Origin of the sequence: Campylobacter concisus (genome assembly GCF_050447505.1) — a bacterium.
Lineage (GTDB): Bacteria > Campylobacterota > Campylobacteria > Campylobacterales > Campylobacteraceae > Campylobacter_A > Campylobacter_A concisus_BP.
Window position 1 is genome coordinate 23,247 of record NZ_JALMFZ010000002.1, and the last position, 22,460, is coordinate 45,706.

The 22,460-nt window shown below is 38.9% G+C and carries 26 protein-coding genes; 16 read left to right on the forward strand and 10 right to left on the reverse strand.

Annotated features, from left to right (window positions below; genetic code table 11):
- Window positions 1–112 precede the first annotated feature (112 nt).
- On the reverse strand, window positions 113–568 hold the full coding sequence (locus MTT09_RS10145) for a DIP1984 family protein (protein WP_103613104.1): 456 nt from the start codon (window positions 566–568) through the stop codon (window positions 113–115).
- 88 nt (window positions 569–656) lie between these two features.
- Between MTT09_RS10145 and MTT09_RS10150 the strand changes: the two genes are divergently transcribed.
- Window positions 657–1,823, forward strand: a complete 1,167-nt coding sequence (locus MTT09_RS10150) for a MalY/PatB family protein (RefSeq protein WP_087583613.1) — start codon at window positions 657–659, stop codon at window positions 1,821–1,823.
- A 783-nt stretch (window positions 1,824–2,606) separates the two neighbouring features.
- Here MTT09_RS10150 and sodB read toward each other — a convergent pair.
- A complete protein-coding gene (sodB, locus tag MTT09_RS10155) occupies window positions 2,607–3,224 on the reverse strand; it encodes a superoxide dismutase [Fe] (protein WP_107965538.1) in 618 nt (205 codons plus the stop codon).
- A gap of 422 nt (window positions 3,225–3,646) precedes the next feature.
- On the opposite strand from sodB, the gene MTT09_RS10160 reads away from it, so the two are divergent.
- From MTT09_RS10160 to MTT09_RS10170, 3 genes are read left to right on the forward strand one after another with little or no spacing between them, the layout of a single operon-like run.
- On the forward strand, window positions 3,647–4,639 hold the full coding sequence (locus MTT09_RS10160; RefSeq protein WP_429803752.1) for a DctP family TRAP transporter solute-binding subunit: 993 nt from the start codon (window positions 3,647–3,649) through the stop codon (window positions 4,637–4,639).
- Window positions 4,639–5,181, forward strand: coding sequence for a TRAP transporter small permease (locus tag MTT09_RS10165; protein ID WP_021084026.1), 543 nt, complete (start codon window positions 4,639–4,641; stop codon window positions 5,179–5,181). The genes MTT09_RS10160 and MTT09_RS10165 overlap by 1 nt, the downstream gene beginning before the upstream one ends.
- Before the next feature lie 11 nt (window positions 5,182–5,192).
- A complete protein-coding gene (locus MTT09_RS10170; RefSeq protein WP_103568883.1) occupies window positions 5,193–6,476 on the forward strand; it encodes a TRAP transporter large permease in 1,284 nt (427 codons plus the stop codon).
- Between the two features lie 25 nt (window positions 6,477–6,501).
- Here MTT09_RS10170 and MTT09_RS10175 read toward each other — a convergent pair whose 3' ends face one another.
- The 5 genes from MTT09_RS10175 to MTT09_RS10195 are packed head-to-tail and all read right to left on the reverse strand — an operon-like array spanning window position 6,502 to window position 11,335.
- Window positions 6,502–7,551 carry a GGDEF domain-containing protein gene (locus tag MTT09_RS10175; RefSeq protein ID WP_193798651.1) on the reverse strand — a complete coding sequence of 350 codons (1,050 nt, stop codon included), beginning with the start codon at window positions 7,549–7,551 and terminating at the stop codon, window positions 6,502–6,504.
- Window positions 7,544–8,638 (reverse strand): GGDEF domain-containing protein, encoded by a 1,095-nt coding sequence (locus tag MTT09_RS10180; RefSeq protein ID WP_429803753.1) that lies wholly within the window; start codon window positions 8,636–8,638, stop codon window positions 7,544–7,546. Before MTT09_RS10180 ends, MTT09_RS10175 begins: the two co-directional genes overlap by 8 nt.
- A gap of 46 nt (window positions 8,639–8,684) precedes the next feature.
- On the reverse strand, window positions 8,685–8,843 hold the full coding sequence (locus tag MTT09_RS10185) for a hypothetical protein (RefSeq protein WP_002941615.1): 159 nt from the start codon (window positions 8,841–8,843) through the stop codon (window positions 8,685–8,687).
- Window positions 8,844–8,853: 10 nt separating this feature from the next.
- Window positions 8,854–10,698, reverse strand: a complete 1,845-nt coding sequence (locus tag MTT09_RS10190; RefSeq protein WP_429803754.1) for a mechanosensitive ion channel domain-containing protein — start codon at window positions 10,696–10,698, stop codon at window positions 8,854–8,856.
- Window positions 10,691–11,335: a carbonic anhydrase gene (locus MTT09_RS10195; RefSeq protein ID WP_021086289.1), complete on the reverse strand. Its 645-nt coding sequence runs from the start codon at window positions 11,333–11,335 to the stop codon at window positions 10,691–10,693. The genes MTT09_RS10190 and MTT09_RS10195 overlap by 8 nt, the downstream gene beginning before the upstream one ends.
- 171 nt (window positions 11,336–11,506) lie before the next feature.
- Here MTT09_RS10195 and MTT09_RS10200 point away from each other — a divergent pair, with 171 nt between their 5' ends.
- The 6 genes from MTT09_RS10200 (at window position 11,507) to MTT09_RS10225 (ending at window position 16,151) form a co-directional block, all read left to right on the forward strand.
- The gene (locus MTT09_RS10200) at window positions 11,507–12,205 is read left to right on the forward strand and encodes a Bax inhibitor-1/YccA family protein (RefSeq protein WP_002941542.1); all 699 of its coding nucleotides are present in this window, start codon (window positions 11,507–11,509) and stop codon (window positions 12,203–12,205) included.
- Window positions 12,198–12,581 (forward strand): hypothetical protein, encoded by a 384-nt coding sequence (locus tag MTT09_RS10205; RefSeq protein ID WP_021089275.1) that lies wholly within the window; start codon window positions 12,198–12,200, stop codon window positions 12,579–12,581. The genes MTT09_RS10200 and MTT09_RS10205 overlap by 8 nt, the downstream gene beginning before the upstream one ends.
- 62 nt (window positions 12,582–12,643) lie before the next feature.
- Window positions 12,644–12,973, forward strand: a complete 330-nt coding sequence (gene secG, locus MTT09_RS10210) for a preprotein translocase subunit SecG (RefSeq protein ID WP_103568887.1) — start codon at window positions 12,644–12,646, stop codon at window positions 12,971–12,973.
- Between the two features lie 2 nt (window positions 12,974–12,975).
- Entirely contained in the window at window positions 12,976–13,935 is a 960-nt protein-coding gene (locus tag MTT09_RS10215) for a polysaccharide deacetylase family protein (RefSeq protein ID WP_103616246.1), read from the forward strand.
- A complete protein-coding gene (gene frr / locus MTT09_RS10220; RefSeq protein WP_087581160.1) occupies window positions 13,925–14,482 on the forward strand; it encodes a ribosome recycling factor in 558 nt (185 codons plus the stop codon). The genes MTT09_RS10215 and frr overlap by 11 nt, the downstream gene beginning before the upstream one ends.
- Window positions 14,483–14,573: 91 nt before the next feature.
- Complete coding sequence (locus tag MTT09_RS10225; protein WP_429803755.1) at window positions 14,574–16,151, forward strand: DUF4153 domain-containing protein; 1,578 nt, start codon at window positions 14,574–14,576, stop codon at window positions 16,149–16,151.
- Here the strand turns inward: MTT09_RS10225 and MTT09_RS10230 are convergent.
- From MTT09_RS10230 to MTT09_RS10240, 3 genes are all read right to left on the reverse strand, one after another.
- On the reverse strand, window positions 16,143–16,697 hold the full coding sequence (locus tag MTT09_RS10230) for a ribonuclease HII (RefSeq protein WP_429803756.1): 555 nt from the start codon (window positions 16,695–16,697) through the stop codon (window positions 16,143–16,145). The two genes, MTT09_RS10225 and MTT09_RS10230, sit on opposite strands and share 9 nt — an antisense overlap.
- A complete protein-coding gene (locus tag MTT09_RS10235; RefSeq protein WP_429803757.1) occupies window positions 16,697–17,551 on the reverse strand; it encodes a hypothetical protein in 855 nt (284 codons plus the stop codon). The genes MTT09_RS10230 and MTT09_RS10235 overlap by 1 nt, the downstream gene beginning before the upstream one ends.
- A gap of 78 nt (window positions 17,552–17,629) precedes the next feature.
- The gene (locus MTT09_RS10240) at window positions 17,630–18,727 is read right to left on the reverse strand and encodes an AAA family ATPase (RefSeq protein ID WP_429803758.1); all 1,098 of its coding nucleotides are present in this window, start codon (window positions 18,725–18,727) and stop codon (window positions 17,630–17,632) included.
- Between the two features lie 153 nt (window positions 18,728–18,880).
- Here MTT09_RS10240 and MTT09_RS10245 point away from each other — a divergent pair, with 153 nt between their 5' ends.
- The 6 genes from MTT09_RS10245 to rplB all read left to right on the forward strand — a co-directional run bounded on the left by MTT09_RS10245 (window position 18,881) and on the right by rplB (window position 22,458).
- Window positions 18,881–19,528, forward strand: a complete 648-nt coding sequence (locus MTT09_RS10245; RefSeq protein ID WP_103617599.1) for a tetratricopeptide repeat protein — start codon at window positions 18,881–18,883, stop codon at window positions 19,526–19,528.
- Window positions 19,529–19,821: 293 nt separating this feature from the next.
- A complete protein-coding gene (gene rpsJ, locus MTT09_RS10250) occupies window positions 19,822–20,130 on the forward strand; it encodes a 30S ribosomal protein S10 (protein WP_009295257.1) in 309 nt (102 codons plus the stop codon).
- A gap of 20 nt (window positions 20,131–20,150) precedes the next feature.
- Complete coding sequence (gene rplC, locus MTT09_RS10255; protein ID WP_002941563.1) at window positions 20,151–20,729, forward strand: 50S ribosomal protein L3; 579 nt, start codon at window positions 20,151–20,153, stop codon at window positions 20,727–20,729.
- Complete coding sequence (gene rplD, locus MTT09_RS10260) at window positions 20,726–21,340, forward strand: 50S ribosomal protein L4 (RefSeq protein WP_429803759.1); 615 nt, start codon at window positions 20,726–20,728, stop codon at window positions 21,338–21,340. Before rplC ends, rplD begins: the two co-directional genes overlap by 4 nt.
- A 1-nt stretch (window position 21,341) precedes the next feature.
- On the forward strand, window positions 21,342–21,623 hold the full coding sequence (locus MTT09_RS10265; protein WP_002941535.1) for a 50S ribosomal protein L23: 282 nt from the start codon (window positions 21,342–21,344) through the stop codon (window positions 21,621–21,623).
- A 1-nt stretch (window position 21,624) separates the two neighbouring features.
- Window positions 21,625–22,458 (forward strand): 50S ribosomal protein L2, encoded by an 834-nt coding sequence (gene rplB, locus MTT09_RS10270; protein ID WP_103567076.1) that lies wholly within the window; start codon window positions 21,625–21,627, stop codon window positions 22,456–22,458.
- The last annotated feature ends 2 nt before the right edge of the window (window positions 22,459–22,460 follow it).

A 22,460-nucleotide genomic window follows, 5' to 3' on the forward strand; every position in this document is an offset into this window, starting at 1 on the left:
TAAATTTGCATTTGTAAGATTGCTAAGACTAAATTTAAGCTTTTGCCTGGTCTTCGCAAGCCGCCAATGTATGGTTTTTTACTCGCTTTTGGCTAAATTTTTACCATAAATTTTACTCTACTAGATCAACCGACCAGTTTGCCTCCTGAAGCTTCATCTCAAGCTCTCTGATCTCTTTTGAAAGCGCATCTACTTGTTTTTGAAGTGCGCTCACATCGACTGTGCTTAAAATTTTGATCTCGCTGTTTGAGTAAAGATCGACCTTTTGACTAGCACTCGTGGCAAACTCCCTAAGCACATTTGCTTTTAGGCTGAGAGCGTCCTTTTTAGCGATCATCTCAGTGAGGCTCATGCCTTCAAATTTTGCACTTGAATTTGTTAAATTTATAGAGCAAATGAGCGTAAAAAGCTCGCTTGTTAGCTTGTCAAGCTCTTTTAAAAGCAGCTTTGGATCCTCGCTTGGACTTTCATTCTCCTGCGTTTTTGCGTTGCTAAGTAGCCTAACTTTTAGCTGTTCGATGCGCTTTTGCGTGTCAGATCTTAGGATGAGAGCCTGAGCTAGTTTCATCATTTTTCCTTTTTGGGTATTAAATTTTTAAATCATCTTAGTATCTTTTGGGTTATAATTGATTTAAAATTTTATTTAAGGAAAAGCTATGAAGTACGATTTTGACACATTAGTAAGCAGAGAAGGCACAAACTCATCAAAATGGCGTATGAAGAGCGATGTTTTGCCGATGTGGGTTGCGGATATGGACTTTAAGGCCGCACCTGAGATCTTAAGCGTCCTGCAAAAGCGCCTTGATAACGGCGTCTTTGGCTACTCTTTCATCCCAAAAGAGTGGAACGAAGCGATAAAGAGCTGGTGGCAAAGACGCCACAACGTGAGCTTTGAGAATGAGTGGATGTGCTTTTGCACGGGCGTCATACCAGCTATCTCGACTGCTATTAGGAGATTTAGCAGCCCAGGAGATCAAATTTTAGTGCAAGCGCCTGTCTATCACGTTTTTTTTAACTGCATCAAAAACAACGGACGTGAAATTTTATCAAACGACCTCGTCTATAAAAATGGCTCTTATGAGATCGACTTTGACGACCTAGAGGCAAAGCTAGCTCAGCCGCTAACTACCATGATGCTTCTATGTAATCCCCACAACCCAATAGGCAAAATTTGGGACAAAGAGACGCTTAAAAAGATAGGCGAGCTTTGCTATAAGCACGATGTTTTGGTTATCAGCGACGAAATTCACTGCGACATAACTGATCCTGGGCTAAACTACGTGCCATTTATCAGCGTGAGCGAGGAGTGCAAAAACAACTCCATCACGTGCATCTCGCCTACAAAGGCCTTTAACATAGCTGGCCTTCAAAGCTCAGCCGTTGTCACGCCAAATGAAAAGATCAGATCAAGGCTAAATGCTGCTATCAACTACGATGAGGTCGGCGAGGCAAATGCCTTTGCGATCATCGCCGCAATCGCCGCATTTAACGAGGGCGAGGCGTGGCTTGATGAGCTTAGAGAGTATCTTTTTGAAAACAAAAAGGTCGTCGCAAACTTCATAAAAGAGCAAGGCTTACCAGTGAAGCTCTTGCCATCAAGTGCGACCTATCTTTTGTGGCTTGACTGCAGTGCGTTTTGCGAGGATTCGAGTGAATTTATGAATTTCTTGCGCGATAAAGCTGGACTTTGGCTAAATGACGGCAACGCTTACAGAGGAGATAGATTTTTCCTTCGTATGAATATCGCGACGCAGCGCGAAAGGGTGCTTGAAGGGCTAAAACGCTTACAAAATGGTATAAATTTATACACTTCAAAAAGATAAATTTTGGCTGGGTGGCTTTGAAATTTAAGCCGTCCTTGCTTGATACAAAATAGCTACTAGGGGCATTTTGAAGTAACAAATACTGCTCCCATTTCTTAAATATTAAAGTAAGTATTATTCATAAATTTAAAGCCTAGCGAGCCTATGCTGTTTTTTGTTGCATTAAATTTAAGCGCGGAGTTGCTTGGTCGTAATGGAGCAGGCGATTATTTCGCTAGCATGCCTTAGAGTGCCAACAAGAGTGTCTTGATCGCGTTTGGGAGTTGTTTTGAAGTTTTAAGTAGCTTTGGAGCATAAATTAGCAGTTTAAATTTGAAATAGAGAAATTTAAGGGCAAGATAGTTGCCGTTGGTCTTGATTTTCGTTAAATTTAAAGCAAAAAGCCTTTGAACGCGAATGCTTAGAGGTATTTTCAAAGCAGTAAAGACCGCGATCATTTTGAGTATCAGGGTGGTTTTAAATTTAAAGGCGTGAAGTTGTTTTATAGTGCTAAATTTAAAGTGAAAGCCACCGCACCAAAAGGGTGGTAGCTAAAACGAGTATTTTACGCCTTTTAGAGAAGTAAATATCGTGCAAGTTAATTGCTAAATTTAACAACTCAAAAAAATTTGAAAGTTAGATATCTTGCGCCAACTTTAAATTTAAGAAAACTCACTTGGTAAAACGAGAATTTGAGCCGTTTAAAATCGCATTATCTTTCAAAAAGTGATTTTGCTTAGAAATTTGATGATTTTGAATTTTAGAAAAAGCAGAAATATAAAGGCGGGGAGGTCCCGCCAGATATTATTTATGTAGTTCTTTTGTGTAAAACTCAACTGAGCCAAGGCCCTCTTTTAGCGCCCACTCGTAAGCTTGGCTTACAAATTCCCAGTTTATGTTCTCATAAAATGTCTCTAGGTATTTTGGACGAGCGTTGAAGTTGTCGATGTAGTAAGCGTGCTCCCAAACATCAACGACTAGAAGTGGCACTTTGCCATCGCTCACTGGAGTTTTTGCGTTGCTAGTTTGCACGATCTCTAGCTTTTTGCTACTTGGGTCAAATACAAGCCACGCCCAGCCTGAGCCAAAAAGCGTTGTAGCTGCTTTTAAAAATTCCTCTTTAAAATTTGCGAAATTTGCTTCAATCGCAGCTTTTAGCTCGCTTGATATCTCGCTTTTTTTAGCGATGCAGTCCCAGTAAAAGTCGTGGTTATAGACTTGAGCGACGTTGTTGTAAAGGCCACCTTCACTATTTCTTAGGATCTCGTAAAATGATGCGTTAGCAAATTTTGTATCTTTTATGAGATTGTTTAGATTTGCAACATAGGTTGCGTGGTGCTTGCCGTAGTGGTATTCACAGGTTTTAGCACTTACTACTGCGTTGTGGTTTGCGTCAAACGGAAGTTTTCTTAATTCAAACATAATAATTCCTTAATAATAAAATTTGTTATTTCGCATTATAGCCACAAAAGATTAACAAATGAAAATCTTTTAAATTTAACCCCAAAATATAGGCTAAATTTAAGCTAGCTAAATTTGCAATTCTTGCCTGCTTTTAAATTTAGGGCAAAACGGCTGGTAGGCTTGAATAAGTAAATTTAAAATTTGATAAAAGCAAAAATAAAATAAATTTAGTGTGTAAAAACGTAACAAATATTATCCAAAAGCTCTTTACTGAAAAATTTATAAAAATTTGCAAAAACAAAATTTGACTTTTCAAGGGCTATTTGTTACTAAACTACACATATAAAAATAAATAATTGTGCATTTACGAAACAAAATTTCCAAATTTTCATTTTTGAAATTTATAATGCACCTAACAAAACCATTACAAAGGATAAAAGATGAAATTCTTACAAGCTTTACTTTTCACTTGTGCCATCAGTGGCTTAGCATTTGGTGCTGACAAAGTATATACGATCAAATTTGCGCACGTCGTTGCGGCTTCTACGCCAAAGGGCAAGGCGGCAGACTTTTTTGCTAAGCGCGCTGAGGAGCTAAGTGGGGGCAAACTAAAAGTTCAAGTATTCCCATCAGCTCAGCTACTTGATGATGATAGGGTTTTTGGCGCGCTAAAGCTTGGCAACGTCCAAATGGCAGCTCCTAGTTTTTCTAAATTTACACCTATCGTGCCGCAGTTTCAGCTATTTGACCTGCCTTTCATCTTTAAAGATGCAGACCACCTTCACAAAGTCCAAGACGGCGAGGTCGGCGAGGAGCTAAAAGGCCTTGTGACTAAGAAGGGCTTTGTGGCGCTTGATTATTGGGATGCTGGATTTAAGCACTTTAGCTCGAGCAAAAAGCCAGTTCTTGTGCCAGAAGATGCAAAAGGACAAAAATTTAGAATCCAAAGCTCAAAAGTGCTTGAAGAGCAGATCAAAGCGATCGGTGGTAACCCACAAGTTCTGCCATTTTCAGAGGTTTATTCCGCGCTTCAACAAGGCGTAGTTGATGCGACTGAAAACCCACTATCAAATTTCTATAACTCTAAATTTCACGAGGTTCAAAGCTCGCTTACACTTTCACACCACGGATATCTAGGCTATCTAGTCGTTATGAGTGATAAATTTTGGAGCAAGTTACCAGATGATCTAAAAGCAAATGTAAAACAAGCTCTAAGCGAAGCTACAGCTTACGAGAGAGAAGAGACAGCTAAAGAGGACGCTCACGTCATAGCCGAGCTTGAAAAATATATAGCAGAGACTAAAAAGCTAGAAATTTTCAAGATAGACGATGCACAAAAAGCTGAGTGGGAGAAGACTATGCAGGCTATCTATCCTAAATTTTACGATGTCATCGGCAAAGAGCTTATAGAAAAAACAATCGAGACAAAATAATGAAAAATTTCATTAACGCTCTTGATATATTGATAGTATCGCTAAATAAGACTATCGCCGTTTTAGGGCTAGCTAGTGGAACGCTACTAGCCTTTGCCAACGTCGTGGCTAGATACTTTTTCGACAAAAGCTGGTCATGGGCGAGCGAGCTATCAAACTACCTCTTCATTTGGTCGGCGTTTTTTGCCGCAGCATACGGCTTTAACAAGGGTATCCACGTGAGCGTAACTATCTTGGTGGAGAAATTTCCACCAGCGCTTGCGAAAGCGTGCCTGCTCTTTTCGCACATCTTAACAACTGTCTTTTTGATATTTATCGCGGTTTATTCGGTGGATTATCTCAAAATTTTACACGAGATCGAGCAGATGATAATAGACCTTGGTATACCTCAATGGGTCCCTATGCTAGTGCTTCCAATAGCTTTCGTCACAGCTAGCTACCGCTCGGCTGAAAAGGCTATCAAGGTAGCTCTAACTCCTGCAGCAAAGGTCGTAAGCAACGAAGCGCACGAGCTAGCTCATGGTAGCGTAGTCAAAGACTAAGGAGAAAAAAGATGACAATAGCATTTTTATTTATCCTGCTTTTTGCACTGATGCTAATAGGCGTGCCAGTCGCGGTTTCGTTAGGCACAAGCACCGTTTTAACGATGATATTTTTTACAGATATTGACATCGCTACGATCCCGCAGCTAATTTTTGATGGTATCAATAAATTTTCGCTAATGGCGATACCGATGTTTATCTTGGCTGGAAATTTACTAAGCAAAGGCGGCTCAGCAAGGCGTATCATCGACTTTGCAAAGTCTATGGTCGGACACTTGCCAGGTGGCTTGCCTATGAGTGCGATATTTGCCTGCATCATCTTTGCGGCGGTATCTGGAAGCTCGCCTGCGACGGTTGTAGCTATTGGCTCAATTATGTTTGCAGCTATAAAAGAGGCTGGCTATCCAAAAGAGTACGCAGTGGGCGGCATAACTACGGCTGGTTCGCTTGGGATTTTGATCCCGCCTTCAGTTGTTATGATAGTTTATGGCGTAACTGCTGAGGTAAGTATCGGCAAGCTCTTTATGGCAGGCGTCGTGCCTGGTCTTATGCTTGGTGCTTTTATGTTAGTTCAAACTTATGTAGGCGCAAAAAAGCTTGGATTTAAAGCGACTAAGGCTGAGCCATTTAAAGCAAGAGTGCAGAAATTTGCAAAAGCATTTTGGGCTTTACTTATCGTCGTCGTGGTCATTGGCGGAATTTATGGAGGCATATTCACTCCGACTGAAGCTGCTGCGGCAAGTGCGGTCTATGCGCTATTTATCTCACTTTTCATATATAGAGATATAAAGATAAGAGACCTTTGGGATATCTGCCTAGACTCAGCTCTTACAACAGCTATGATATTTTTCATCATCGCAAATGCCGTTGTTTTTGCATATTTGCTAACTAGCGAGCAGATCCCACAAGCGATCGCATCGATGATACTTGATGCAAATATCGGCATGATAGGGTTCTTGATATTTGTAAATATCTTGCTCTTTATCATGGGTCAGTTTATGGAGCCTTCAAGCGTTATCATGATCATGGTGCCACTCTTGCTTCCGATAGCTACGCAACTTGGTGTTGATCCTATTCACTTTGGTATCATCTTGGTTGTAAATATGGAGATAGGTATGGTCACTCCGCCTGTTGGACTAAATTTATTTGTCGCAAGCGGTCTTACAAATATGAACTTAAAAGAGGTCATCGTGGCGTGCTTGCCATGGACGCTAACCTTGTTCTTTGGCCTTATCTTGGTTACTTATATACCGCAAATTTCACTTTGGCTACCAAACATAATGTATGGACATTAAAATTTAGAGGCCTAGGCCTCTAAATTTATCCTTTTGGATCGTAATCCGCACTCATAACGATATTTTTACCATTTCTCTTACCGACATAAAGCAGCTCGTCAGCTTGCTTGATCATACGCTCGATATTTACCTCAGTGTTGCCGCTGTGAGCCACGACACCAAAGGTCATCGTCGCTATGATCCTATGGTTTTCAAATTCAACGACATTTTGATTAAGCGTCTCTCTGATACGCTCTAAGATGCTAACCGCTTTTGCCTTTTTAACGTCAAAGATAACAGCCAAAAACTCCTCGCCGCCAAATCTTGCAACCCTGTCTTCATTTCTAAAAGCGTTTTTGAAAATTTTAGAAAGGCTCTTTAGCACTTCATCGCCTGCGCCGTGTCCGTAGGTGTCGTTTATCTTTTTAAAGTTATCGATGTCGCACATCACGATAGCAAAGTCATTGCCGTCAAATAAATTCTTTTGTCTAAAAATTTGTTGCATCGAAGCTCGGTTTAAAAGTCCAGTTAGTGGGTCGTGGTTAAAGACAGCTTTAGCGGACTCTTTCTCTTCTAAGATGCCTAAGAATATAAATAAATTTGAGCTCTCTAGCAAAAATGATGTTAAGACAGCAAACACACAAGATGCAGTTAGGTTAAATACAAAAAATATCTCTTTGTATAAAGGATCGTCCTTTGCTGGTAGATCTATCACTAGATAAAAAAATAAAAATGCCGCGATATCTAGCAAAGAGATAATTCTGCTTAACATTTTAAAGCTAACTGATAAGAAAAAGAGGCTAATAGTTGATGTTAAAAATAAAATTTCAAAGCCCCAGCCTAGACCAAGGATAAAGACGCAAAGTGAGGCGTGGAGTAAAATTTCTACTTGCAAGATGAGCATCACGATCTTGTTGTTCTCTTCGCTATCAAAGAGTATCTTTAGTGCAAAAAGATATATGCTAACAGAAAGGATGTTTGCCACAGCCAAAATTTCTTCGCCCATGAGGCAGAACATAACTAGGTAAAAAGTATGTACAGCTAGAAGTGAAAAGACGATGATCTTTTGTGAGATATAAAGTGAAATTTTAGGCATTGTCTTTGTCCTTATTTGCCTTCATGATCTCATACTCGATGCGGTCTTTGCCATTTTTCTTACCCTCATATAGCTTTTTATCAGCTTTGTTTATGACTGTGTCGATATCAGTTATAACGCCATTTGCGCAAAGGACTAGACCAAAGGTCATGGTTACTGAGCTCTTATCAGGCAGTTTTACCTGCGCTATCCTTGTGCCAAGTCTGGTTTCTACCTTTTTTACGTCTTCAGTTTTAACTTCAGGCAAGATAACTAGAAATTCCTCTCCACCCCATCTACAAATGTGGTCATTTTCTCTAAAAGTATCTTGCAAGGCTCTTGCGATCTCTTTTAAGACCTTGTCGCCCCAGTCGTGTCCATAGGTGTCATTTATCTTTTTGAAGTTATCTATATCTCCTAGCATAACGACTAAATTTGCGTCACTGCTTTTTTCTCTAAGCTCTTTTAGCTCATATCTAAGCGTTCTTTCGATAGAGCGTCTATTTAAAAGACCGGTTAAAAAGTCATACTTAGAAATTCTCTCTATCTCCTCTTTCTCTTCACTGATCTGTTTGTAGCCACTAGATGTGATCGCATCAGAGAAAAACGAAAGTCTAAAGACCAAGTAAAAAGTAAAGAAAACGCTTATACAGGTTGAGCCTATTTGTACCATGGTGTCTATCTCAACCACTTTATCTTTATATGTAAGATATAACCACAAAAGGACAAATAGCTCAAGAAGGCAGACAGAGTATGTAAGAAGCCTTTGGTTAAAAGCCAAAAAGTAGTTTATAAAGATAACACCAAGGAGTGTTATCCATATATTAGAGCTCCAGCCCATGCCAACAACGCCAGCGATAACTGCGGTGATGACATTTAGTTGAAAGATGGCCGAGATTAAAAATCTGTATTTGATATTAAATCTAATCCTTAAAGCAGTGCTAATAGAAAGAAATAAAAAACAGATAAAAATGATCGTTAAGTCAAAGTAAAAACTACACAGTACGATCAAGACAAAGGCGTTACTTGCTATCGCTACGTTTAATATCGTTTTGTAAATGTCATCGATAGCCTTATAGCTATCTTGCTCTATAAATTCCTGTACCAAGCATTCTCTCCGTTAATTTCATCCATTAAATTTAATTTAGATCATTTTAATACGAGTCGTAACTATCCTCATCCTCATCGCTATCTTCATAGTTGTAGTCATTTTCGTCGTAGTTATAGTCATAGCTATCGCTACTATCCTCGTCCTCGTCGTTAAATTCAGAGTAGTCTTCTTCTACCTCTTCGTAGTCAAAATCATCACTCATTTTTCTCTCCTTAAATTTTATCTTTGATATTTTCGATATACAAGCTTTGGCTTGGGAATGCAAAATTTAGACCATTTTGCTTTAAAATATCCATAATTTTTAGCATTACATCTTGTTTTACGTCTAGAAAATCGCCCCAAACGATAGTTTTTGCAAAGCAATAAACTAGGATATTTATCGAGCTATCAGCAAAGTCATCAACCACGACAAATAAATTTGACTTATACCCAGCGTAGTCATCAACTGAAACTATGTTTTGTCTATATTTTAGGCCTCTTTTATTAGCTGCGATATCTTCGCTTTTAGCGATATCAGGGTGATTTATCAGCATATTTTTGATGTCATTTACACATTTTTTGATCTCTTCTGTAGTTGGTCCATACTCGATGCCAATAACCATCCTTATACGTCTGCCGACCTTTCTTCTGCTCCAGTTTCTAACAGGATCGCTTGCTAGCTTTGAGTTTGGCACGAAGATAAGGGCGTTATCAAAGCTTCTAACAGTTGTTTTTCTAAATCCTATCTCAACGACCGTACCCTCGATGTCGCCACAAACTATCCAGTCGCCTTGTGAAAATGAGTTGTCAAAGAGCATCATAACAGAGGCAAAGAAGTTTGCGATGATGTCTTTAGCAGCGAAGGCAACGGCAAGACCACCGATACCAAGTGAGGCGATGAGCGCTGAGATATCAAATCCAAGCTTTTGAAGGATCAGTAAAAGTGTGATAATTAGCACGATCACGTAGATCACTTTTAGCGCTAGGTTTATCACCTCTTTACGCTTGCTTTTTTGCGCGATCTTGTCGATTATAGCGATGCCGTAGCCATTTAGTATGGTTAGGACAAGCCATGAAAATGCGACTATATATATGATAGAAAAGATATTTGCTACCGTTAGAGGCACTGGCACTGGGTAAAATCCGACGCCGATACAGATATTTAGCGCATAGATGATAAGAAGTGCTGAGATCGGCTTTTTCACGATATCAACGATCTGATTTTTAGCCTCTTTTACCCCTTCGCCTGAAGCGATGAGTGACATTAGCCAGTAGGTTAGTTTGGCTAGAATTCTAGTTAGCGAAACGAAAAATAAAAATATCGCAACGATAACAACAATCTTGCCGATGTTAAATTTACTTGAATTTATGTCAGTTGTTTTGTTTATGTATTCGACTGCATCGACTAAATTTAGCTCAGACAAGAGCATGCTTGAGCTTAGAAGATCGGCGTTATTTTTAAGATAGGTTAAAATTTCTTCTTCACTCTCTTTTTTTAGTTCAAGATCAAAAAAGGCGCTGTCATAAGAGCCTGAAGTGTCATTTAGTGAGTCTTTTAGATCTTTTATACTTACATAAGAATTTGTCTGTAAATTTAAAAGTCCATTATCTATCACTTCTTTTATAGAATTTGCCTTAGCACCCTTTTTAAAGACCTCTTCTAGGCTAATAAGCGCTGAGTAGTAAGCGTAATCAACCTTCATCTTCTCAAGCTCGATAGCACTTTGGATGTAGGCATCCTTGTTTGACTGCTTCTCAAGTCTTGCGACCTTTTTCTCTAGTGCCTCTTTTTGCAGATTAAATTTATTTATATCGCTTTGTGTTACCTCGATCTGCATGACGTAGTTTGGTATCTTTTCTAAAAGATCGCTCTTTTTCTTTTGAAGAGTGATCAAATTTGAGTTATCGATCTTTGAAGCGTTTAGGTCTTTTTGCTGAGATTTTATGATATTTATCTGGCTGTTTAGGGTTTGAATTTGATTTGTTATGCTGATGATATCGTCTTCTTGCGTTACGTTGTTATCAACGCCAAAAAGAGTTATGAAAGAAAGCAGGATGATGGTTAGAAATTTACGCATTTTCGCCTCTTTTGTCCGCTAGAAGTTTAAACGTGCCCTCTTTTAAATCGTAGCTAAAAATTTCGCCAGTTTCTATGATGTAGTGCCAGCCATAAATTTGAAGCTTGCCACTTTCATACTCCTCTTTTACATTTGGATATGTCATTATGTTTTCTATCGAATTTATCACGTTTAGCCTCTCGGTTAGCCACGCCATTTTGGCTGGATCATCGCTTGTAAATTTAAGCACTTCTCGCTTGATAGGCTCTATTAGCCTGATCCAGTTTCTAACGTTTGGAGTATTTTTTAGCTTCTTTTCATCAACATAAAGCGCCGCACATCCACCACAGTCAGAGTGTCCGCAAATGATAATGTTTTTGATGTTTAAAACTTCAAGCGCATATTCGATCGCCGAAGTAGTCGCCAAAAACTCTTCACTCACCCTATAAGGTGGCACGATGTTTGCGATATTTCGCACCATAAAAAGCTCACCTGGCAGGCAGTTTGTTATCAAATTTGGCACAACCCTTGAATCCACACAAGATATGAAAAGCGTGTGCGGATCTTGTTTGTGTTGCAGACTTTTAAAGAGCTCTTCGTGCTCTAAAAAGCCATCTTCCATAAATTTTACTGCACCTTCAAGTATTGAATCATCCATAAAATTTATCTCCATTTTTTATATTTTTATCGCGATTATAGCAACTTTTATTTAATCAAAAAAATGCCCTCTAAAACGGACTTTAAACTAATATTTTTTATTAAACTTCTTTTTATATATTGTTTAATTATTTTAGGCTAAACTCACCACAAAAATTCATAAGGAGAAAAAATGAGTTTGTATGATAGAAACTACGCTAAGCAAAATCAAGAAGAGCTTGCGTATTCTCAAAGCTCACTAAGCACTTTTATAAAACAAACTTATCAACTTTTTGCAGCATCACTACTTTCAGCTACTGCTGGCGCTTATGTAGGCATTAGCATTGCTGGCGTTTTTGCGGCAAATAGATTTTTGTTTTGGGGACTTGTGATACTAGAGTTTGTATTGCTTTTTGGACTAATGGCAGCTAAACGCAAAGAGGGATTAAATTTAATACTTCTTTTTGCATTTACATTTGTAAGCGGTCTTACGCTAACTCCGCTACTTTCAGCGATCCTTGCTATGCCAAGTGGCGCTAGTATCGTAGCTCAAGCGTTTGGTTTGACAACAGTTGCATTTGGTGCATTAAGCGTCTTTGCGATGAATACAAAACGCGACTTTACAACGATGGGCAAGATGCTATTTATAACTTTGATAGTTATCGTTGTGGCAGCGATCATCAACATTTTCGTTAAAAGCACGATGTTTCAACTTGTAATCGCAAGTATTTCATCGATCTTATTTAGTGCTTACATACTTTTTGATACACAAAATATCATCCGTGGCAACTACGAGACACCAGTTGAGGGTGCTGTTGCTTTGTATCTTGATTTTGTAAATTTATTTACATCATTACTACAAATTTTAGGCATTTTTAATAGAAATGACTAATGACGAGCGCATCTACCGAGTGATAGATGCGAATCTAAATAGGCTAAAAGAAGGACTTCGCGTCGTTGAAGATATAAAAAGATATGTCTTTGATGACGCCAAGCTCGCCTATAAGATAAAGTCCCTCCGCCACAAGGCAAAGATCCCACAAAAAGAATTTTTAAAATTTAGAAATTCACAAAATGACGTTTTAAAAACCAGCACAAAAAGCGAGCAAGAAAGATCAAATTTAGATGAGATCATCACTGCAAATTTCAAGCGTGCTCAGGAGAGCGCCCGCGTGCTTGAAGAGTGCTTTAAGCTTGTAAATTTAGAGCGAGCCGAGCTTTTTAAAAGCATAAGATACGAGCTTTATGAGCTTGAAAAAGAACTTTAACTAAAAATTTAAATCTTTTCTTGTATAATCGCAAACTATTTAAAAAATTTAAAGGAAATTTCGTGAGTTTAATATTTTTAATCTTACAATTTGTTCTAGCTGTCGTTATCACGATCGCAGTTTTACTCCAAAAGAGCTCATCTATCGGTCTTGGAGCATACAGTGGAAGCAACGAGAGCCTTTTTGGAGCAAAAGGACCAGCTGGATTTTTAGCTAAATTTACCTTTGTGGTGGGCGTTTTGTTTATCCTAAACACACTTGCGCTTGGATATTTTTACAACAAAGATCTAAAACGCTCTATCGTTGATAGCGTCGATAGCAAATCTCTAGTCATACCAAAATCAAACGGCGTGCCAGCAGCTCCTAGCGCACCACAAAATCCAGCAAAATAACAATGATAAAAACGTTTTTAGCGTCACTTTTGACGCTAACGTTTGCTTTGGCAGACGCTCACATTCTAGTTTATCACCGCTTTGACGAGCCAAGGCACGCTAGCACGGATATTTCTATTCAAAATTTAAGAGCTCAGTTTGAATACTTCAAAAATAACGGCTACGAAGTTGTCAAGCTATCAAGGCTTGTCGATGCGGTAAATGCTGGTGAGCCGATCCCTGATAACTGGATCGTTATAACGATCGATGATGGCTATAAGAGCTTTTATAACAAGGCGCTTGAAGTTTTTAAAGAGTATAACTACCCATTTGCGATGATGATATACGTCGAAGCAGTCGCTGGCAAATATGGCGACTATCTCACATTTGATCAGCTAAAAGAGCTAGAAGCTTACGGTGAGATTGGCTACCACTCATACGCTCATCCAAGGATGACTAGACTTAGCGATGAGGCCTTAAGAGAGGACTTTCAAAAGGGCGTTGAGACCTTTGAAAAACACATGGGTTATAAGCCAAAATACTTTGCAGTCCCTTACGGTGAGATCGATAGTAGGGTCGTCTCTTTGGCAAAAGAATTTGGCTTTTTAGCACTTTTAAATCAAAACTCAGGCGCAGTTTCAGATAAAAGCGATGTTTATGATCTTTACAGAACGCCGGTGATGAATGGCACAAAGATAGCACTAACTTTTAATAGCAAATTTTTAAATGCCCAGTGGATATTTCCAGAGGGCTATCCGCAAAATAACGCTATCGATAAACTCATCATCAAGACCGATACAAACGCAAGTGAGGGCAGTTTTTTCATGACTGGCTTTGACGGCTTTAGAAAAGTACCTATGACAAATGGCGTTTTTGAGTGTAAATTTAACCCACCACTTGATAAACGCAAAGTGTTAATGTCGCTAAAAGTAGATCATCACAGAAGCACAAAACTTCTAATAAAGGACACCAATGCTAAATAAAATTTACGATACCCAAAAAGAGGGTTGCGAAAAGGCGATCGCTTCTTTAAAACGCGATTTTACAACGCTAAGAACTGGCAAAGTAAATATCAACATCTTAGATAACGTTATGGTTGATTACTACGGCTCGCCAACTCCGCTTAATCAAGTAGCCACCGTACTTACAAGCGACGCTTCAACTATCGCTATCACTCCTTGGGAAAAGAGTATGATAAAAGCGATCTCATCAGCCATCCAAGCTGCAAATATCGGCGTCAATCCAAACAGCGACGGCGAGAGCGTTAAGCTATTTTTCCCACCGATGACCGTCGAGCAACGCCAAGAAAACGCAAAACACGCAAAAGCTATGGGCGAAAAGGCAAAAGTTAGTATAAGAAACGTTAGAAAAGACGCAAACGACGAGGTCAAAAAGCTTGAAAAAGACAAAGCTATAACTGAAGACGAGAGCAAAAAGGGTCAAGATGAGGTTCAAAAGATAACCGACGCCTATACCGCAAAGATCGACACTCTCGTAAAAGAGAAAGAAGCCGAGCTTTTAAAAATCTAAATTTACTTAGAAATTTGCGCCCCTTGCAAATTTCTAAACCCTCACTTTTAGCCACGTAATGTGGCTAAATTTCACTCTTTAAAGGACGACCTTGCAGATCGCCACTGAACTAAAAACCGCATTTGCTGATAAGAAAATTTTGCTTCTTACCATTTTGGTATTTAGCCTAGCTACCATTTTTCTTAGCCCAAACCAGATAGTGGATGAGTATAGAGGTTTTTGGCTGCTTGAGCCGCTACTTTTGGTCGCTATCTACCTAAATAAAAGGCAAATTTTACTTCCTTTATACTTTTTGATATTTGGAGCTAGCCTTTACTTTTTTGGCCTTAAGCTAAGCGGTCACGCTAGCGATCTTGTGGCACTTTATCTCATAGCTTTTGTGCTTTTATTTTCTTTAAATTTTGCCAAAGATAATGAGAAATTTATAAGTCAGAGCCTGGCAAGACTTTTAAATTTACTCATCTCATTTGCCCTTTTCCACCTATTTTTTCTTGGCATTGTGGCTATTTGTGCAGGGCTTAACTACCTTTTTGATTTAGAGCTTTTAACCAGCCACAGGACGCAAAGGCTCTATCTGACACTGGCCTCTTTTGCTCTGCCTTGTCTATTTATCTTTTTTGAGAGCAAATTTAGCGAGTACAGGCTCTTAAATTTCATCAAGATCGCTATAAATTTCATCCTAAATCCCGTGCTCATCATCTATGTGGTGCTTTTAAATTTATACTGCATTTATAGGCTTGTTTTGCTTGAGCTGCCACGAGGCGGAGTAGCCTATATCGTGCTTGCCTGCTTGATCGCTGGCTTTGTTTTAAGAGGGCTAAATTTACTTATCAAAAGCCAAATTTATGATCAAATTTTCAGGCTCTTGCCACTTTTTGTTATCTTGCCTAGCATAATGCTTTGGTGGGGCGTTATGCACAGGGTCGGCGAGTACGGCCTAAGTGAGCCTAGGATCTATCTCATCGCCTGCGTGATATTTGCAAATTTGAGCTATTTTGCGATGATATTTCTTAGAAATTTCCCTTATAAATTTTTAGCATTTTTCATGATATTTGGCATATTTTTCACGCATTTTGTCCTTGATACGAAGCAGCTTGTGCTAAATTCTCAAAAAGAGCTTTTGCTAAGAGAGCTAAGGGCGCTAAATTTGCTTGATAGTAGCGGCTTGCTAAGTGGTGACGTGAGCAAGATAGACAAAGAGAAGCTCTACTTTTTGCAAGATAAATTTGACTTTTTAGTAGAAAATGGCGATAAATTTGCACTAGAAAATAAAAAATTTATAGCGGGTCTTGAGGTGGCTGAGCAGAAAAATTGGCAGATATTTAGCATAGATTTTAGTGGCACCGCTATAAACGTGAAAGATGCGACCATCAAAATGCCCATCGCAAGCAGCACAAATGGCGATGAGCTCGTCATGCAGCTAGATCATGAAAGCGTTAGCATAAATATGCAAAAGCACTTAGAAAAGGCGCTCTCAAGTCTAAATTTAAAGCCAGATGGCGACTTTGGCGCTGAGGTCTTTGAGCGGCTAAAAGAGAAGCTTTTGATCTTTGAAGTAGGCAAAAGGGTCTTTGTTCTGCGCTCTATGGAAATCGTGCAAGAAAACGGAGTTTATAAATTTTACGACGCAAGCGTGCTTTTTTATATGGAGGATGCGTTGCTAAAATAGTGAGCTCTGCGCTAGTTTTGGCTTTATGACAAAGCTTTTTCTATGAAAGTCCGAGTAGCCAAATTTAGCTATGGCATCTATGTGCGACTTTGTGCCATATCCCTTGTGCCCTGCAAAGCCGTATGCTGGATAAAATTTATCCCAGCCACTCATCAAGCGGTCACGGCTTACTTTTGCTAATATGCTAGCAGCACTTACCCCAGCGACCTTGCCGTCAGCCTTTATCATAGTCGTTATACCAACGCCGTAGTCTAAATTTCCATCGTAAATGATCTCAAAGCCCTCAAAATGTGCCTTGAAAAGTTTGAGCGCGCGCCTTAGGCACTCACTTAGCCCAAGCTCGTCTATCTGGGCGTTTGAGAAGTAGGCGATGAGGAAATTTGAGCTTTTTGTGATCTCTTTAAAGAGCTCTTCGCGCCTTTTTGCGGTTAGTTTTTTGGAGTCGTTTAGGCCAGAAATTTCGCTATTTAGCACGCAAGCAGCCACGCTTAGTGGTCCAGCCAGCGCCCCACGCCCAGCCTCGTCGATACCACAAATTTTAGCCATTACAGCCCGACTTCATCGCTAAAGTAAGCTCTTAGCTCCTCAAGTGGGACGCTGATTTGCTCCTCGTTTAAAAATGTAAGCCCAAGCGGCGAAAGCACGAAGTTATCGCTCATACCAGCGGTTGCTAGGACTGCTTTTAGATGTTCGTTATTCATATCTTTAAAAATTTGCTTTAGCTTTAGCTTTTTGTTCGTCGCAAGTGAGATCACCTCGCAGTTTATCTTGGCGTTTTTGTAGGTGCAAACGCTTTTTATCTTATCATTTATATAGTAGATATTTTCCAGGCTCTCGTACTGGCTGTTTGGCCACTTTTTGCGCTCGCTTTTTAGGTCGTAAAGTAGTGAAAGTAGCTTGTTTTTGTGCTTTTTGGCTAGCTCTGTCGGAAAGATATCGTTGATGATCGCTTCATATTTTGTGCCATTTGCCTCGGTCATTTGGATGCCGATATTTAGGATCTCATACTCGTTTGTAGCCCTTAAAGTGGCGTTATAGGCTTTGTTTTTAACGACGATCTTGCCTTTTAGCTCGCCATTTTCGTTTTTAACGTCTAAATTTATCTTATCAGAGACAGCATTTAGCGATGAAATTTCACTGCCATTTTGCTCTAAAGAGCCCTTTTCAAAGTCGTACTTGGCGTTGTCAAAAAAGATGTGGCCGCTTATCTTGGCTGGGACTTTAAAGCTCTTGGTTTGTTTGAAATTTTCAAATTCATCTTTGAAATAGTTTAGATAAACTTCAAATTTAACTCCGTTTGCGTTGCCTGTAAATTTGTAGAATTTGGCCCAGTTTTCGTGGTTTATCTCATAGCCAAAAAGGCTTGCTGCGAGGATTAAGACTCCTAAAAATACTCTCATGCTCCGTCCTTCGTTTTTTTGATTATAACTTTTTTATTTCTGTGCTTTTAAAACAATAACCAAACAAAGGGTGTAAATTTACAAACCAAGGCTCCACCTAGAAAATGGCAAGATTTCGCATTTTATCCCCTCGATGCTTAGCTCGGCTTGGTTTGCGACGCTGATGATTTGAAGTTTGCTAACGCCTAGCTCTTTTAGGCTCGCGTGGAGTTTTTTAAATTTCAAAAATACGATCTCAGGCGCAGAAAAGGGCACACAGATGATCGCAAGCTTCCTTTTAGTAAGGAAAAAATCGATCTCTTTTGTATAAAAAATCTGCTCTTCAAATTTAAATAATTCACAAAATATTACATTGGTAAAATTTTTGGTAAAGTCCTTTTTAAAGCTAAGAGCATTTCTTAGTGCAAAGTCTTCAAAGTATAGCCTTTTGGTTGCATTTGGCTCATTAAATTTAGCTACCAATGATATATATCCGCTCTCTTCAAGCTCGCCTAAAGAAGCATATACGCTATCTTTTGATATCTTTATTCTTTCTTTTAATCTTTTGTAAAGCTCATAGACACTTAAGCTTTGCCCTTGAAAAGCCACACACTCTTTAAGTAAATTTATATGTATATCATCTAAATTTTCTTTAAGTATATTTTGTAGATACGAATTTACTTCGCTAATATCTAAAAGTGCTGAAGTAACGCTTCTGCCACGAGATAAAAAATGGCTAAAAAGCGCGTCTTGATCTAGGTTTTTATGAAAAAATGCTATAAATTCCTCGTAATCTAAAAAGCGTAAATTTAAACTCTTAAATTCTTCTAACTTTATACTCTTTTTGTTTGTTGTAAATATTATATTTTCTACATTATCTTTTAAAATTTTATAAAAATTATCAGCGGTTATTTGTGAGTCAAGATTGTCTATTGCTACTATTTTTACATTACTATTTATTTTTAAAAAACTTATCAAATTTTCTAAAATCTCACTCTTATCGACCCTAATATCGTTTAAATTTATATATAAACTCTCTTCATTTTTAAATTTTTTTAGATAGTCAATTACTAGTGATGTTTTACCACTTGCATTTGCCCCTATTATGATAGTTTTTGATGAATCTATAGTTAATTTTCTATCTATAAATTTGATATTTTTGGGCGGATTTTGATAAAGCACATTTAGGATTTGCATTTTTGGCCTTTTAAATTTGAAAGATTATAGCGAAGTTTCCTTATAAAGAGGAAAAAAATGAAATTTGACGCCAAAAAAACGATGGCAAAATTTAACGATTTTTAAGTAGGAGGGGGTAGAATGCGTTAAATTTTTATTTGAAAGGCGGATATTATGAAAAAAATTACGGTTTTTTGCCTAATGTTAATAAGTGCTTTGGCGATAGACAATCCGATGGCAGATATACTAAAGGACTATGAAAACAAGTGTAATGCCGGAGACGAGATGGTGTGCGGTGTGGTGGGCGGAGTTTATGATTTTGCCTTTGAGGTGTACGGGGTAAAGCAAGACTACGGCAAGGCGATGAAATTTTATAAAAAGGGCTGCGATAATGGAAACTACAGGTCGTGCAATAATCTAGGCTTTATGTACGAAAATGAAAAAGGCGTAAAGAGGGACTACAAAAAAGCGTTTGAGTTATATACTAAGTCTTGCGACATCGGAAACGACGCGCTCGGTTGTAGAAATCTCGGATTTTTGTATATCAATAAGCATGTTTCAGGCATAAATGAGAAGCAAGCGTTTTTGGAAGGATTTGGGCGTGTTAAAAAAAGTTGCGACATCACGCCGGATTTTACTGCTTGCAGCTTTTTGGGCGATGCATATTTAGGAATAAATGAGAAAAATGACGCAATGAAATATTATCAAAGAGCATGCGCTGCCGGGGCTACCGATAATGTTGTTCAATCTTTTGAAGGAGGCGTTAAGCTTTGGCAACTAACCTGCGGAATGTACGAACTTTTAAAGCAAGGCTCAAGGTGATTTTGAAATTTGGACATGACTTTAAACTGTCCAAATTTATCCCAAATCAAATTTAAATATTTCTCTTCAAATTTTCAGCCAAATTTACAAAAGCTTCCTTATAAAAAGGAAATAAATAGTACAAATTCTATAAAAAAATCCCAAATTCTTGACTTTATATACACTTTTTTGTAAAATCGCAGTCTCTTTACGAAAGACCTATGTCTTGCTCGTACGATCGCTTGATCCTATGCGAGTTATTTTGATGTAAAGAGGTCGCGAGTTTGCGACAAGTTCTTTTTAAAGGAAAACACATGGAAAGAATCAGGTTAAAGCTAAAAGCTTACGACCATAGAGTTCTAGACCGCACTGTTGCAGCAATCGTAGAAGCTGTCAAACGAACAGGTGCCGACGTTCGTGGCCCGGTACCAATGCCTACAAAGATCAAACGCTATACAGTCTTAAAATCTCCACACATCAACAAAGACTCACGTGAGCAGTTTGAGATGAGAATACACGCTCGTATGCTTGACATCGTAGCTGCTACTCCAGAAACTGTAGATAGCCTAACAAAACTCGACCTAGCTCCAGAAGTTAATGTCGAAGTTCGTGCGATGAAATAAGCGGACAAAAGGATAAGAGTATGGAATATATTGTAGAAAAAATAGGCATGAGTAGAACGATTGCCACGAAGAGTACGCCAGTTACACTACTTAAGCTAGTTGAGGCTAAAGTATGTGAGATCGACGAAAACAAACGTGCTATCGTAGCGTATGCCCACACTAAAGCAAACAACAAAGCTATCGCTGGTCAGCAAAAGAAATACAATCTGACAGCAGAATTTAACAAATTTGCTACGCTTGAAGTAGCTAATAGCGAAGTTGGAAACCTAGACTTTACACCATTAAATGAGGCTAAAATTTTAAAAGTTAGCTTTAACTCAAAAGGTAGAGGCTACCAAGGTGTGGTAAAAAGACATGGTTTCGGTGGTGGTCCAAAAAGCCACGGCTCACGTTTCCACAGACGCCACGGATCAATTGGTAACTGCGAATGGCCAGGTCGTGTTCAACCAGGTATGAAAATGGCAGGACACATGGGTAATGAGAAAGTTACTGTTAAAAACGAGCTAATAAGCTTTGACGCTCAAAATGGCATCGTAGTTGTAAAAGGTTGCGTTCCTGGTCACAATGGTGCAATGGGTAAAATAAGGATTGTAAAATGAGTAAAATTCACGTATTAAACGATAAATTTGAAAATTCAGGCGAGTTAGAGCTTCCTGCAAGCTACGCTGAAGTAAATCCGCACAACCTATATCTTTATGTAAAATCTTACCTTGCTGGTATAAGAGCAAATTCGGCTCACACTAAAAGCCGTGCTTTTGTAAGCGGTGGTGGTAAAAAACCATGGAGACAAAAAGGACGTGGTGGTGCAAGAGCGGGTTCAACTAGAACTAACGTTTGGGTAGGCGGTGCAGTTGCATTTGGTCCAACAAACGAGAAAAACTATTTTCAAAAAGTCAATAAAAAACAAAAAAGACTAGCTCTTGAGTACGCTTTGGCAGTAAAAGCACAAGATGGTAAAATTTTCGCAGTAGATAGCATCTCAATCGAGTCTGGAAAGACAAAAGATGCAGCTAATATCATCAAAAATTTAAAAGTAAAAGACGCGCTTATCGTTAAAGATTTACTAGACGATAAAACACTACTTGCTTTTAGAAATTTAGCAAACTGCTATGTAGTAGATGCAAATGAGGTAAATGCTTATCTTGTCTCTACATTTAGTTCGGTTATCATTGAAAAAACTGCACTAAAAACTATAACAAAAGAGGGCTAAAATGGCGGATATAACTGATATCAAAACAATTATTTATACAGAAAAAACTCTAGGCCTTCAAGAACAAGGCGTTGTTGTTATCCAAACTTCACCAAGAGTTACAAAAAACAGCTTAAAAGCGGTTTTGCAAGAGTATTTTGGAGTAACGCCTGTTCGCGTAAATTCACTTAGAATTAGTGGCAAGGTTAAGCGTTTTAGAGGAAGAGCAGGCCAACGTGACGAGATAAAGAAATTCTACGTTAAGTTACCTGAAGGCGTAAGCCTAGAAAATACGGAGGCGTAAGATGGCTATAAAATCATATAAACCATATACACCTAGTCGTAGATATATGACTGGACTAAGCTCTGAAGATATAACAGCTAAACCAAGCGTTAGAAGCTTGCTTGTTAAACTACCTGCGTCTGGCGGTAGAAATAACAATGGTCGTATAACTTCAAGACACAAAGAAGCAGGTGCAAAAAAACTTTATCGTATCATAGACTTCAAACGTCGCAAATTTGGTATAGAAGGTAAAGTTGAAGCGATCGAGTACGATCCAAACAGAAACTGTCGTATCGCTCTTATAGCTTACAAAGATGGCGAAAAGCGCTACATAATTAGACCAAACGGCCTAAATGTTGGCGACGTTATCGCATCTATCGATGAGGGCTCACTAGATATTAAACCAGGCAACGCTATGAAATTAAGATTTATCCCAGTTGGTACTATCGTTCATAACGTTGAGCTAAAACCTGGTAAAGGCGCTCAGATAGCTCGTTCAGCTGGTGGTTATGCTCAGCTAATGGGTAAAGAAGAGAAGTATGTTATCTTAAGAATGCCAAGTGGTGAGATGAGACAAGTACTAGCTGAGTGTATGGCAAGTATCGGTGTAGTTGGCAACGAAGACTGGGCTAACATCACCATAGGTAAAGCCGGACGTAATCGCTACCGCGGTATCCGCCCACAAACACGTGGTTCTGCTATGAACCCAGTTGATCACCCACACGGTGGTGGTGAAGGTAAGAAAAATTCAGGCCGTCACCCAGTTACTCCATGGGGTAAACCAACTAAAGGTGCTAAGACTCGCCGTAAAAAAGCTAGCGATAAGCTTATAATTTCAAGAAGGAAAGGAAAATAGAG